A 13192-nucleotide genomic window follows, 5' to 3' on the forward strand; every position below is an offset into this window, starting at 1 on the left:
TGGTGACAAAGCGGCTCATACGGGCCACCCCTGTTCCGGCTTCTCGGCGGTGATCGAACCGCCGGCCACTGCACCGAAAAGCACAGCCTCCCGATCAAAGCTGACCAGCACAAAGGCACGCACCGCCGAGGCCACGCCGTTGAGCGTTGACTGGCCCACACTCACCTATCGAGCCTGGATAGGACAATGCGCACTGAACGCCAGCCAAATCGCACTGATATACCTTCCAACCAGGCCCTTTTCGGCAGTTCCGTTAGCGATCGCTTCAGCGACTGACTCAATGTAGTTCCAGTGAACCTCGGCGGGATCACCGACAAACTCCGCCCCGTCGATCTCTGACAAAAAGCTCAATGCCACTTTAGCGCGATGCTCTCTGCTGCCCTCCGCAGTTGCCAACACCTCTACTGCACTGGAAAGCCTGGATAGCGTATCGCTGGAAATAGTCACTCTGCCTCCTATACCCGGATCACCTTGAGCCGGCCGAACACAAATACCCCACTTCAACGAATCACGCCAGCCGGCGAAGATCAGTTGAAGCCAAGGGTCCGAAGAATCAACAGAGCGTCATCGCTCGGTTCAACCTTTCCCTTACGGCACCGACCAAGTGCGACTCGCCAGGACGAGTGGCAACAGACTGAACTCAACTTCCGGCAGTACCGGCAAATGTTGCGCCCTCCGGCAGACCTCCGCCCGTCGAGAATTCGCATTGAAAGGCCGATGTCGAATTCACCTGAATCCGCCCCGCTTTCGATTTGCATGCTGTTGCGTACCGAAACATGCCGGCGAAGGTGCGGATAGCGTACTCGCAGTTTCTTCAAGAGGTCGGCGATCGAGCTGGGCAGAAAGTAGTCGGTGATGGCGAGCCGCAACTCGCCGACAAAGGCCACGCCACGCACGCTTTCAAGGGCACGATCACTCAAGGCAAGCATGTCTCGTGTATGGACCAATAAGCGTTAGCCAGCCGGTGTCGGCCTTACGCTTTTTTACCCCGTTCCAGCAACGTAACCCCGGTGAAGGCCTGGAGCTTGCGCAATGGCTCGCTTAACGCCGATTGCGACCGACATAGCTTAGGGGCGCATGCGCGCCACCTTTAATTTTCGACGTTTTCAACGCAGAGGCCTTCGAGCAATACCTGCTCCAGGATGTCAAAGAAGCATCTGATGTGCGCCTGTTTCAACGCCTGAGGCCGGGTTACCAGATAGACCTCCATCTCTGGGAGTTCAAGCTCAGGGAACAACTCAGTCAGGTCCTTCGCCAGAATACGCGGCAATACAGCCACGCCCATACCTTGCCTCACCGACTCCAGTTGTACGGCGAACGAGTTCACGCGGATGTGTGCACGGTCCAGACCCGCAGCCTTTGCGGCACGCATTTGAGGCAACATATCCAGCGGAGGAAGCAAGGCGATGTTGACCGCTGTTGCCGGAGTCACCTCTGGAGATCGCTTCAGGTACCCTGCATCAGCGAAGACGCCGTAGGCGAGCTTGCCTATGGGTCGATAAATCAGCGATGGCTCGCCCAGATGCGCTGTGCGTATAGCGATATCCGCCACACCGCGAACGATCTTGTGAAAGTCGGCGGTGACCAGTAACTCCACGGAGCAGCGCGGATGCAGGGAAGTAAAACGACTAGCGGCCTCCAACACACAAGAAGAAAACCCCTCACCGGCACTGACCAGGACACTGCCATATAGCTCTGCGCGCTCCCCGGACAGGTCCGCCGTCGTTTGACGCCTCAAGCCCGCTTCCGCAGCCAGTGCGACTTCCACCAGGGATTGGCCCCGCGAGGTCAACCAGCAGCCTTCAACGCCTCGCTCAACGAGCGGCTCACCCAGGGCAGCTTCCAGTTGGGTCAGGCGACGGGACACAGTAGACGCCGCGATACCTAGCAGTTGGCCAGCTTGAAGAAAACTGCCACGCCGCGAGACCGCCAACAGCAGACGAAGATCATCCCAATTTGCCTGCAACGCCATACCTCCCATCCTCCTTGGTCTGCATACATGCAAAACCATTATGCAGTAGTCGCTGTTTTTCAGGACCGGCCTCAACGGTATATCTACAGGCCTTCGAAACGACTGGAATGGAATGTATGACTACGGGTCCCATGCGCAACGCATTCGTCACTGGCGCAACCGGCTTGCTGGGAAACAACCTGGTGCGGGAACTGGTCGCACGTGGCTACGCCGTCAAAGCTCTCGTCCGTTCAAGAGACAAAGGCGAGCAGCAGTTCAACGACCTCCCGAGTGTGGAACTGGTCGTGGGTGACATGGCCGATATCGACGCGTTCGCATCGGCGCTGCAAGGCTGCGATACCGTGTTTCATACGGCGGCGTTCTTTCGCGATAACTACAAGGGTGGCCGCCACTGGGAAAAACTCGAAAAGATCAATGTAGCCGGTACGCGAGAGTTGCTTCACCAGGCCTACCGCGCGGGGGTACGCCGTTTTATCCATACCTCTTCGATTGCCGTGCTCGACGGGGAACCCGGCACCTCTATCGATGAGACATGTCTGCGGTCCGAAGCCGATGCGGATGACTACTACCGCAGCAAGATCCTCGCTGACCGTGTCGTCTTGACGTTTCTTGAAACCCATCCTCAAATGCATGCCTGCATGGTTCTGCCCGGCTGGATGTGGGGACCTGGCGATATGGGCCCGACCTCTTCAGGACAATTGGTCAAGGATGTCGTCAACGGCAAGTTGCCCGGGCTGATTCCCGGCACCTTCTCGGTGGTCGATGCCCGTGATGTGGCATGGGCTCAGATTGCCGCGGCCAAACATGGACGACGAGGAGAACGCTATCTCGCGGCAGGTCGGAACTTAACCATGCGCCAGTTGGTACCGGTCCTGGGCCGTATCGCGGGCGTCAAAACCCCTATCAGGCAACTGCCACGGCCCGCGCTATACCTCTTGGCGGCGGTGCAGGAGGTCTACGCGCGCCTTACCGGCAAGCCTGTTTTGCTGAGCATGGCGACATTGCGCCTATTGATACGAGAGGAGCACCGTACCTGTTTTAACCACCGTAAGAGTGAACAAGATCTTGGCCTGAGTTTTCGAGTGCTGGAGCAGACCATTTTTGACACTGTGGCGTGGTATCGGCTACATGGCCGGTTTAAGAATAACGAGGACAAAAACAAACTGTGAGCAAGACAATAATCCTGATGCGTCACGGCCAGCCAAATATGCCTACGACCGAAAAAATCTCAATGCGCGAGATGAAAGACTGGATCGAGCAGTACAACCGATCCGAAATCATCCGCCATTCCGCTCCGGACGCCAGCCTGCGACTCGCCGCAGCCGCCACCATGATTGTTTCAAGCAGCGCACCTCGTGCGCTGACCTCTGTCGAGGCGCTCGGGCTGAAGCCTGCTGTCGTCGACGCGCTTTTCTGCGAAGCACAACTGCCTAATGGTCGTTGGAGATTTCCCCGACTATCGCCGTTTTCTTGGGCATTTATCTTTCGAGTCTTATGGCTGTGCGGTTATTCGAGCGGCGTCGAATCCTTCGGCGCCGCGAGGCGGCGCGCCAGCGCGGCAACTCAACGACTGCAGTCCCTTGCCTGTGAAGGGCCGGTTCTGCTAGTCGGTCATGGCGTTATGAATCGAATGATTTCCCAACGACTGCTGGCAAACGGGTGGACTCGCCAACGACGTAACGGCAGCCGATATTGGAGTGCTTCGGTATATCAATATGATGATGTACAAACGGAGATCGGCTGATCGTACGCCCCCGACGCATTCACCCAGGCGTACTGACGCAAGGCATTGCTGTCGACGTTGGTTGATCCCCCTATCATAGGATCACTTCACCAGAGCAGACCAAGCTATGCCAAGGTTGTCATTCGCTATCCGAGCTTTGTTCGCCTGTTGCCTTTTGATCGCAACCGCCAATCACATCCGAGATCGAAGCTCCTCGACTTCACTTGCTCGCTACGTCGGCAGCCGCGTTAGCACATCTTTCAGATAAGCGTACGGATCATGCCCATTGATGCACGCCGACTGGATCAGGCTCATGATCGCCGCCGCACGGCAAGCATTTGTATTGCACGCGGACTGGATACCGCCAGATGCAAAAAGCCCAGCGCGGGGCTGGGCTTCCTGTCACTGCTCTCTCACTTCCAGGACTGTCGCACCAGGATGCTTCTGCAGAATTTTTCTCTCCGCATCCCGGGCATCGGTTCCGTTCTGAAGCACGTTACTCATGCCGCTTCCATTTTTTGCTTTCAGCTTAAACACGTAGGTCTTTACTGCTGCCACGATGCGTCTCCTTCGCCTGATTGAATCCTGACCTTAGCATTTGGCTGGTCGCCCATCCAGCCTGTCTGAATGCTCAGTGGCAGCGCGCTACTACCCCGTAGTAGCTTGGCGGCTCCCCTTGCTGAGAGATAGTCAAAAATGCCCCTCGAGTATGCAGACAATCCCCTGTACGCCAAGGCCAATGGAGTTGCTGCCACCTATGCGATTCTCGCTCTCATTGAAACGCTTCGACGCTCCAATGCGCTCGACGCTTCGCTGTTCGCGCAGGTTATGCAAGAGATTGGCCCTGATTTAAGCACTGAACCTGAGCCGGGTTATGAAGAACAGATCCACGTGATGTTGAAACATTACCTAAAAGCGGCAGGCTCGATATCGCAATAACTATTCGGGCTCATTCATCACTTGGCAGTGAATACCGTCCATCTTCATCAATACCCGGGCCTCTTCCGGTTCGATCTGCCGATGCATCATCCGCGTCCAGGCGTCCATTTCCTGCCAGGTCAGCGGATCGCTGGTGCGTTTGAGCGCCCAGTTCAAGCCGGCCAGATAGCCCATGTCCTCGGGCATGGCCGGAATATACAGCTCCCGAAGTTTGTGCTTGGTCAGCCATCAATGCGCCGTTGATTTTGGTTTCAGACATCTGATCTACACTCAAATGGGGGTGTGGCTAGCTCGACGGGGCGAAAAAGCGGGCGAATTCCCTTCTCTGCCACACCTCCACCGTCGGAGGGTCGTATCAGTCGCCCGGAAAGGGGGCTGGGGGCTGCGAGGCTGGCCGACCGTGGTTTGCCAGTCTCCGCGCAGTCGACCTTCATCCACGGGCGTACCCTGAATGACTGCATTGAACAGCGCGATGGTCGTGCCTGGAGTGATTTCTTCATGCGCCTTTATGGTCTTGGCGGCAAATCGCTTGATGCCATCGCATAGGGCCCAGGTGAGCGCGAACAAATTCCTTACATGTTTTTACATCTTTGAACCCAGCGTACAACGGTAACTTACACAGCCTTCCAATAATCGGTACCGGAATAATAAAAAAAGACCGATCACATGGAGAGTTTCAAATGCCCTTTACCCGTACTGCTCTAGCGTTGTCTCTCGGCCTGATCTTTTTGCAGAGCCAGGTCCAAGCGGCGCCACCACTGTCACTCACAAACGGCAATACCGAGCTGACGGCTCAAATCAGTAATGCCTGGATTGAAATCAACAAGGCCGCGCTCGAGCACAACATCCAAACCCTGCAAGCCGAACTGGCTGGCAAGTCGAAACTCTGCGCGGTACTGAAGGCCGACGCTTATGGTCATGGCATAGGGTTGGTGATGCCTTCGGTGATTGCGCTGGGTGTACCCTGTGTGGCGGTCGCCAGTAATGAAGAGGCGCGAGTGGTTCGAGAAAGCGGATTTAAAGGTCAGTTGATCCGTGTTCGCACCGCCTCCCTGGGGGAGCTCGAAAATGCTCTGCAGTACAACGTCGAAGAACTGGTTGGCAATCTCGATTTCGCCCGCCAAGCGGCCGATCTTGCACATAAACATGGTCGAAAATTGCAGGTGCACATCGGCCTCAACTCAAGCGGCATGAGCCGTAACGGCATTGAAATGTCCACCCAGCTGGGTAAGCAAGAGGCGCTAGCGATCACCAAACTGCCAAATATCGAAGTGGTAGCGATCATGACCCACTTCGCCGTGGAGGATAAGGACGATGTGCGTAAAGGGCTGGCTACCTTCAATGAGCAAGCCGCCTGGCTGATGGATGTCGCGCAACTCGACCGCAGCAAGATAACCCTGCACGCAGCTAACTCCTTCGCCACCCTGGAAGTACCCGAGTCGCGCCTGGACATGGTGCGCACGGGCGGCGCGTTGTTTGGCGATACCGTCCTCTCGCGTACTGAGTATCAACGCGTGATGCAGTTCAAGTCGCATGTGGCCTCGGTCAATAGCTACCCTGCCGGGAACACAGTGGGTTACGACCGCACGTTCACCCTGACACGTGATTCGAAGCTGGCCAACATCACGGTCGGTTACTCCGATGGATATCGCCGTGTGTTCACCAATAAAGGCGTGGTGTTGATCAATGGTCATCGTGTGCCAGTGGTGGGCAAGGTTTCGATGAACACAGTGATGGTTGATGTCACGGAGGCACCCGACGTCAAGGCGGGTGATGAAGTGGTGTTATTTGGCAAACAAGGCGCAAGCGAAGTCAGCCAGGCTGAAGTCGAAGAGATCAACGGTGCGCTACTGGCCGACCTCTACACCGTCTGGGGCAGTGCCAACCCGAAAATCCTGGTCGAGAAGTAATCCCACCAATAAAGCAGATGGCGCGTTCATTAGCGTACAGCTTTGAAGAGCGCTGACAGCTCCAATGCCCAACAGGGTCCGACAGGAGAAAACTCGCTTTTCTCTTGTCGGAGGGTAACCATCATGCCTTTTCCCCCGCTGACTCACCGCGACACCGGCAACGGATAAACCACGTTGCCCGCATTCTTGCGACCTGCCGCGGATTACTGATTCGCCTCATTCAGGTTCCGGCGCATCTCGGCCCACTTGAACCAGGCGCGCGCCAGAAAGATCAGCCCACTGATGGCGATCAGGCCTACGCGTCGTATCCCCAGCCAGCACACGACGAAGGCGCCGCCGCAGATGCTCGAGGCCGTGGTGGTTCATTGGGCAGCGTCATCACCATGACCACGACAGCCGCCGATACCGCAACGAAGCCAAAGGCCTTCCAGCAGGACCCTCTTGGCTTTTCGTTGTTCGAAAGAGTCATATAAAGAACGTTACATTTTTGACACGCTGCCTGACACCCATTAAAAAATAAAATAACTGACTTTTGAGTCAACTCAGAGAAACAGGATCATATTTTAAATAGGGAAACCAAATTCCCTTTTTAAAAAGGTGAGCAAATTGGAATATAAAGATCAAAACGATTCGCGAGACAAACCAGGTTTCAATGCAGTGTTCACCTCTGACAATAAGATCATCAGTGTATCTGAGTATATTGAAATGTTTTTAATAACAAGAGGTTATGAGACGACGCACCAAAATAGACTCAAGATCGCAGACAGCCTCAGTCACGTGCCTATGCGCGAACGCCATTCAGTGTCTGAACTAGACCACTGGCTTGATTCACAATTCAAAAGCTGACTACAACGAATACGGCTCAAGTGCAAAAACCAAGGAGAACATTAGGCACGAATTCAAATGGATTGAATGCTGATTCTTGATACGCGCAAGTTTGCAATTGCAGGCCAGTCGGTACTGCTCGCCCCAAAAAAGGCCCGGACATGTGCCGGGCATTTTATATCGTCAAGCTTCGGATTAGGGGTTCGGCAACTTGGCCACAGCTCTACCACGCAAAAAATACCATCTGGCAGGCAATGTTTTCGTCGAGCACTTTCCCTCCTGGCACGGCAGCTTCGGCATAGCCCGCGTGACTACAGCCGCATGAAGGAACCTCACCGGGGCCGGCGACTTGATGGCCTTGGCGATGGTGACGATTGCATCAGGCTTCCGCTCGGTGTGTGTCGAGTACTGTGCCAGCGGCACGAGCCAGACGTCGACGTCGCCAAAGCTTGCCGTATAGCAGTACGAGGCGAGGAGTCCCGTTTCCAAACTTACCGCAGGTATCGCGAAACGAGGCACCGGATCCTGTTGCACGACCATCACAAAAAATCTCGACCGCGACTGTAAACGCAGGGAAGACGCTATTCTTTCGAGCTATAACTCATACAGTTTTTCTTGCGCCGTGAGCCCACTGCTTTCAGGTAACAAAAATGGAGTTCGAGGTGTTTTCTGCCATAGACCTTATGGGGACGTTTGTCTTTGCCCTGAGCGGTGCTGTGGCGGCTATTGATCGTAAACTGGATATTTTTGGTGTTTTTGTCGCCGCCTTTGTAACTGCCTGCGGCGGTGGTGTTGTTCGTGACCTATGTATTGGCGCGCTCCCCCCTGCCGGCCTCATCAACATCGAGTACCTGACCGTCATTGCACTGGCGGTCGCCTTGGTCGCCTTTTTCCAGCATTTATTGCTCAGGCTAACTCAGCCCACGCTGTTCTTTGACGCCGTAGGGCTGGGTTTTTTTGCCGCATTCGGTGCTCACAAAGTCTATGCACACGTTCCGAATATCGAACTGGCCCTCCTGCTGGGTGTCATTACCGCGGTGGGCGGCGGTATTATCAGGGACGTACTACTCGGTCGTGTTCCCGTGGTATTGACCAAGGAAATCTATGCCTCGGCGGCGCTGTTGGGAGCGGCAATCCAGCTCCTCGGAGAGCTGCAAGTGATTGATCATCGTTTCACTCCTTGGGCTGCAATTGCGCTATGTACCCTGGTACGAATGCTGTCATTGAAATATCAATGGAACCTGCCCGCAATCAAAAAGAGTTCGTGACCCCTGCCGTACGCCCACATGACTGGAACGCCACAAAACGATTTATTGTCACAGATTCCGACCGCTGTAGAACTATTGCCTCAATTGGAGGGGTGAATGGATACCTTGGCTCGTAATGAAAGAATGTCACAAATGTCCGGTGACATCCGCAAGGTGCTGCCTGCCTTGGAGGCAATTTACAAGGATCTCCATGCCAACCCTGAACTTTCAATGCAGGAAACTCGCACGGCGGCTATTGCGGCCTCCTTTATCAAGAAGCTGGGTTATGAAGTTCACGAACAAATCGGCGTAACCGGCGTCGTCGGCCTATTGAAAAATGGCGACGGCCCAACGGTCATGCTGCGCGCCGACATGGATGCCTTGCCAATGGCAGAAAAGACCGGCCTGCCTTATGCCAGTCAGAAGAAAGGACAAACCTCTGACGGAGAGGCAGTGGACGTGGCCCATATGTGTGGTCATGACCTGCACGTGACGTGGTTGATGGGTGCCGCACAGCTGATGGCAGATCATCGTGACTTATGGCGCGGTACCTTGATGCTGGTCTTTCAGCCCGGCGAAGAAGTCGGCAAGGGAGCAAAGGCGATGATCGACGACGGGATGATTGATCGCTTCCCTAAGCCGGACATCATTCTGGGACAACACGTCATGGTTGGTGAGGCGGGTACGGTTGGACATCGTGCCGGCGCCATTCTGGCAGCTGGCGACAGCATGCATATCAAACTGTATGGCCGCGGTGCCCACGGTTCCATGCCACAAAATGCAATTGACCCCGTGATCATGGCCGCGGCGACTGTTATGCGCCTGCAAACTATTGTCTCCCGCGAATTGTCGCCCCTGGAAAATGGGGTTCTGACCATTGGCGCCCTGCAGGCCGGGACGAAGGAAAATATCATTCCGGATGACGCGGTCATCAAACTGAACATGCGTACCTATGATGAAAATGTGCGCCGCCGGATGCTTGATTCGGTACATAGAATTTGCTGTGCGGAATGCCAAGCCTCCAATACTGACCATCCGCCAGAATTCACTACCATTGACAGTTATCCGGTCACTGAAAACGACGCCGTAGCCACTGCCAGAATCGCGCAGGCTTTTGATGATCATTTCGCCGATCGCTCGTATGAAACCGCTCCGGCATCGGCCAGCGAAGACTTTAGTGTTTTCGGACGAGAGTGGAAGGTTCCCTACGTGTTCTGGTTCGTGGGAAGCACCGAAAAATCGATATGGCAGCAGGCCGTATCAAGCGCAAATATCAACCAGATTCCCTCCAACCATTCATCAAAGTTTGACCCGCAAATTCACCCGACCCTGGAGACCGGATTGGAAACGATGCTGGTTGGCGCACTGACCTGGCTAAACGCATCTTCTTGAGCAGAATGGGATGACACGGCCTTTGCAGGGTCCCCATAAGGCCCAACAGGAGGAGCCATTATCGTTATCCTGTCGCGGACATGGCCTCACGGTTCCGTGAATGGAAGCCCCCCTACAGGTCATTAAGAGTGCCATGGCTCATAAATCAGGCGCCGCCATTTTGGTTCATGACCCTGATCCTGGAATTTCGCTCAGAGTACACTAACCGTCCAACACGTCTTCCTCCACCACCACTTAGGGGCAATGGCGCGTCCAACAAATGACCGCCGATTACAACGCCCTCCCCGCCGGGCAAAAGTACGATGGCATTTCAAGGTTTACGTGGCTGAGGCTGAGAGGGCTATTAAAACCCTTGAGCAAGCCCCGTTAGCCCTACGCTATATGGATTTAACCGGTCTTGAAGGGCCGCTTTTGGCCGATATCCGCCGTCCGTGAAAGGCAGCAATGGGTCGAATAGCGACCAGCACGCACTATGACTGATCCACTCTTGTCCTCCCTCAACGTGGAGGACAAGCCATTAATACTTTTGCTACATCCAACCATCAGCCTTGGAACAAGGGAAAGCTAGTCGGGCAGAAAGCCCCGCTCCGAGTCAGAGATATCTGGGCCATTCGGGTCAGACTCCGGCTCGCGGAGAAGACACGTGATTTGGCGCTCTTCAACTTGGCCATCGACAGCAAGCTTCGTGCTTGTGACTTAACCAAGCTGCGAGTTCGAGACATAGCCCATGGGGAGCATATCTCGTCACGGGCCATCGTGATGCAGCAGAAAACTCAGCCCCCAGTGCAATTCGAAATCACTGAGCAAACTCGAACGGTTTTGGAGGTGTGGATGCATCAGGCGCACCTCCGCAGCGAGGACTTCTTGCTTCCAACTCGATTGCACGCTTCAGACCATCTTTCCACCAGGCAATACGCTCGAATAGTCAAAGCGTGGGCGACAGCCATTGGCCTGGACCGAACCATGTACGGTACTCACACACTACGGCGAACCAAATCATCGCTGATGTATCGCAGGACGAAGAACCTGAGAGCTGTGCAGCTTCTGCTTGGGCATACAAAGCTTGAAAGCACCGTCAGACACCTTGAAATCGAGGTCGATGTTGCCTTGGAAATGCCGGAACAAATGGAAGTCTGACCATCCATAGTGACGGTCGATGTGTGACCGGCGCTGTCCTGCCATAAGAAGTCAGCACCCTGCTCGTCCAGTTACCACACGGTGAAGCTGAAGGACAGAGCCAGACGTTACTGAAAATCAATGGGAGCCGCTCTAGCCTGGGTCGTGTCGAGCTGGGAAACCTTGTATGGTAATGATATGAGTTATTGTTACCGACAATTCCTGGCCGCCGCCAAGCCCATTGCGAGGAGGCTATTTCATAAGTGAATACATATTTAAGGGGTCTTGATGGCCTATATGTCCGCCAAGCTCAATGGTAAGTCGTGCGAAGTGTTTCATCTGGAGACTAGTGATACCAGTGGCTATGCTGTGGATTGGCACGCCCACGATTGTCATATGCTGCTGTTACCACGCCAGGGTGGACTGTTTCTTTCGACCGAAAGCAGCCAGCCCTCTCACGTTTCGCGCCAATCGTTTTCTTTTGTGCCAGCAGACTTTGCACACGCCACTCAAGCGGCTCCGGGGCGGGAGAAACATATGACCTTGTATGTCGACCCCTCTTACGTCAAACGCCAAGGACAGATGTTCGGTTACCGAGGTTTCGCCAAACAGGTAAATAGATCAGGGATCTGGCGAGCAACCGAGGCGCTGGAAAGCATCTTGCGCCTGCATGATCAACTTCAGGGCTGTGCATCGGCTGAGGCCTTTCAGCGCCAATTACCCCATCTCAATCATCTACTCTTCGAGGAGTGCACGCGGGTTATCGCATGTCAGCAAGCACAACCGCAGCCGAGTGAACATCAGCAGCAAGCCACTCTGGTGCACGACATACAGCGATACGTTCGGGAGAATCTGGACACAGCCTTGACTATTGAGTCGATTGGACATGAATTTCACCTGTCACGGCGTCACCTTACACGTATTTTCAAAGCTGTTACCGACGAAACCCTGCTGGATTTCACCAATCGCACAAGAGTTGAAACTGCCGCACGGCTTGTTTCATGCACATCACTATCGATCCTCGAAGTCAGCCTGGCGGTAGGACTGGATTCTCCCTCTTACCTTGCCCGACTGTTCAAGCGCTACCTGAATCAAACGCCGAGCGAGCTACGCAAACCCCGCTAACGATTTGGCCCAAACGGGCGTACGTACGGCCCGATCGAGCGCTTTCGACATATTGATGATGGCCACAATAGACCTCTTCTCCACCATTTAGAGGTCTCAATGAGCGACGTGGACGCTGTAAAAACCTTCAAGTCCAGCCGGGGCGGTGGCAACCCGCCCCCAATCGTTATCGTCGCTCCTGGGTCTGGCGCTGAGCAGATCATGACGATCGCAGACCCCTTTACGCGACTGGCGTCCAGTTACGAGCGGGACAGGCTAAGTTACTGGCAGGAGCGCAAAGCAAAAGAAGTCATGATGGAGCACCTTAATTGTGGCATTCGGATTTCCGTCGTAGCCAAAGAGTGTTTCTTGTCACGCAGCCATTTCTCCCGAGCTTTCAAGAAAGCTACGGGACACTCCCCACGTGATTGGTTTCAGCTTGCAAGATTGACCCGAGCCAAAGAACTCCTTGAGCAAACCGACTTTTCAATTTCTCGAGTGGGTTTGGAGTGTGGGTTTGCTGATCAACCGCATTTCACCAAAATATTCTCTAGGCATTTTGGTATGCCCCCTAGAAAGTGGCGTGTAAAAGATGTAGTGGTCAACTAATCCCGGACACGACGTTAAGTTTTTTCTCGGCCTGAGCTGGGGCCAATCCGTTATTGAATTGGTGCGGTCTAATCCAGTTGTACCGATGCATCAGGTAATGACTGATGTCGCGGTGCGCTTCTTGAGCTGTCATGTAGCTCACGGTCGGTATCCATTCAGTTTTCAAGCTGCGAAACACACGCTCCATCGGCGCATTATCCCAACAGTTTCCACGACGGCTCATGCTTTGGCGCATGCGGTAACGCCAGAGCCGTTGGCGAAACAGGCGACTGCCATATTGGGCGGATTCAACCGGTCGTCGCAACACCTCTGATCGAGGTGTTTATGGGACGACCTGCAGGCTGGATGCAAAAAT

15 protein-coding genes and 2 pseudogenes are annotated in these 13192 nt (G+C 54.5%); 9 read left to right on the top strand and 8 right to left on the bottom strand.

Going from position 1 to position 13192, the window contains the following annotated elements:
• Positions 1-15 precede the first annotated feature (15 nt).
• The 4 genes from AC1Q6D_RS05760 to AC1Q6D_RS05775 all read right to left on the bottom strand — a co-directional run bounded on the left by AC1Q6D_RS05760 (position 16) and on the right by AC1Q6D_RS05775 (position 1972).
• Entirely contained in the window at positions 16-159 is a 144-nt protein-coding gene (locus tag AC1Q6D_RS05760) for a hypothetical protein (protein WP_158249406.1), read from the bottom strand.
• Positions 160-165: 6 nt separating this feature from the next.
• Complete coding sequence (locus AC1Q6D_RS05765; RefSeq protein WP_090463312.1) at positions 166-447, bottom strand: hypothetical protein; 282 nt, start codon at positions 445-447, stop codon at positions 166-168.
• Positions 448-527: 80 nt separating this feature from the next.
• Positions 528-920, bottom strand: a complete 393-nt coding sequence (locus tag AC1Q6D_RS05770) for a LysR substrate-binding domain-containing protein (protein ID WP_256590346.1) — start codon at positions 918-920, stop codon at positions 528-530.
• 170 nt (positions 921-1090) lie between these two features.
• The gene (locus tag AC1Q6D_RS05775) at positions 1091-1972 is read right to left on the bottom strand and encodes a LysR family transcriptional regulator (protein WP_103405591.1); all 882 of its coding nucleotides are present in this window, start codon (positions 1970-1972) and stop codon (positions 1091-1093) included.
• A gap of 131 nt (positions 1973-2103) precedes the next feature.
• On the opposite strand from AC1Q6D_RS05775, the gene AC1Q6D_RS05780 reads away from it, so the two are divergent.
• Both AC1Q6D_RS05780 and AC1Q6D_RS05785 read left to right on the top strand, forming a co-directional pair.
• Positions 2104-3141 carry an SDR family oxidoreductase gene (locus AC1Q6D_RS05780; RefSeq protein ID WP_103405592.1) on the top strand — a complete coding sequence of 346 codons (1038 nt, stop codon included), beginning with the start codon at positions 2104-2106 and terminating at the stop codon, positions 3139-3141.
• A 17-nt stretch (positions 3142-3158) separates the two neighbouring features.
• Positions 3159-3716, top strand: coding sequence for a histidine phosphatase family protein (locus tag AC1Q6D_RS05785; protein ID WP_103405602.1), 558 nt, complete (start codon positions 3159-3161; stop codon positions 3714-3716).
• A gap of 210 nt (positions 3717-3926) precedes the next feature.
• Here the strand turns inward: AC1Q6D_RS05785 and AC1Q6D_RS05790 are convergent.
• Together AC1Q6D_RS05790 and AC1Q6D_RS05795 are read right to left on the bottom strand one after the other, a co-directional pair.
• Positions 3927-4025 (bottom strand): annotated as a pseudogene (locus AC1Q6D_RS05790) (transposase domain-containing protein); the annotation flags it as partial.
• 72 nt (positions 4026-4097) lie between these two features.
• Positions 4098-4253, bottom strand: coding sequence for a hypothetical protein (locus tag AC1Q6D_RS05795; RefSeq protein WP_158249407.1), 156 nt, complete (start codon positions 4251-4253; stop codon positions 4098-4100).
• 138 nt (positions 4254-4391) lie between these two features.
• On the opposite strand from AC1Q6D_RS05795, the gene AC1Q6D_RS05800 reads away from it, so the two are divergent.
• Positions 4392-4634 (top strand): hypothetical protein, encoded by a 243-nt coding sequence (locus AC1Q6D_RS05800; protein WP_047530906.1) that lies wholly within the window; start codon positions 4392-4394, stop codon positions 4632-4634.
• Here the strand turns inward: AC1Q6D_RS05800 and AC1Q6D_RS05805 are convergent, their stop codons facing one another.
• Positions 4635-4820, bottom strand: a complete 186-nt coding sequence (locus AC1Q6D_RS05805; protein ID WP_103405593.1) for a phage tail assembly chaperone — start codon at positions 4818-4820, stop codon at positions 4635-4637.
• A gap of 494 nt (positions 4821-5314) precedes the next feature.
• Between AC1Q6D_RS05805 and alr the strand changes: the two genes are divergently transcribed.
• The 6 genes from alr (at position 5315) to AC1Q6D_RS05835 (ending at position 12837) form a co-directional block, all read left to right on the top strand.
• Complete coding sequence (gene alr / locus AC1Q6D_RS05810; protein WP_103405594.1) at positions 5315-6544, top strand: alanine racemase; 1230 nt, start codon at positions 5315-5317, stop codon at positions 6542-6544.
• Positions 6545-8019: 1475 nt separating this feature from the next.
• Positions 8020-8637, top strand: a complete 618-nt coding sequence (locus AC1Q6D_RS05815; RefSeq protein WP_103405596.1) for a trimeric intracellular cation channel family protein — start codon at positions 8020-8022, stop codon at positions 8635-8637.
• A gap of 96 nt (positions 8638-8733) precedes the next feature.
• Entirely contained in the window at positions 8734-10008 is a 1275-nt protein-coding gene (locus AC1Q6D_RS05820; protein WP_256590347.1) for a M20 family metallopeptidase, read from the top strand.
• Between the two features lie 516 nt (positions 10009-10524).
• Positions 10525-11145 (top strand): tyrosine-type recombinase/integrase, encoded by a 621-nt coding sequence (locus AC1Q6D_RS05825; protein WP_103405598.1) that lies wholly within the window; start codon positions 10525-10527, stop codon positions 11143-11145.
• Positions 11146-11412: 267 nt separating this feature from the next.
• The gene (locus tag AC1Q6D_RS05830; RefSeq protein WP_103405599.1) at positions 11413-12249 is read left to right on the top strand and encodes an AraC family transcriptional regulator; all 837 of its coding nucleotides are present in this window, start codon (positions 11413-11415) and stop codon (positions 12247-12249) included.
• Positions 12250-12348: 99 nt separating this feature from the next.
• Complete coding sequence (locus tag AC1Q6D_RS05835) at positions 12349-12837, top strand: helix-turn-helix domain-containing protein (RefSeq protein WP_103405600.1); 489 nt, start codon at positions 12349-12351, stop codon at positions 12835-12837.
• Here the strand turns inward: AC1Q6D_RS05835 and AC1Q6D_RS05840 are convergent.
• Positions 12830-13144 (bottom strand): annotated as a pseudogene (locus AC1Q6D_RS05840) (integrase core domain-containing protein); the annotation flags it as partial. The gene AC1Q6D_RS05835 and the pseudogene AC1Q6D_RS05840 overlap by 8 nt on opposite strands.
• Positions 13145-13192 lie beyond the last annotated feature (48 nt).

This window comes from Pseudomonas sp. MT92, assembly GCF_058792515.1.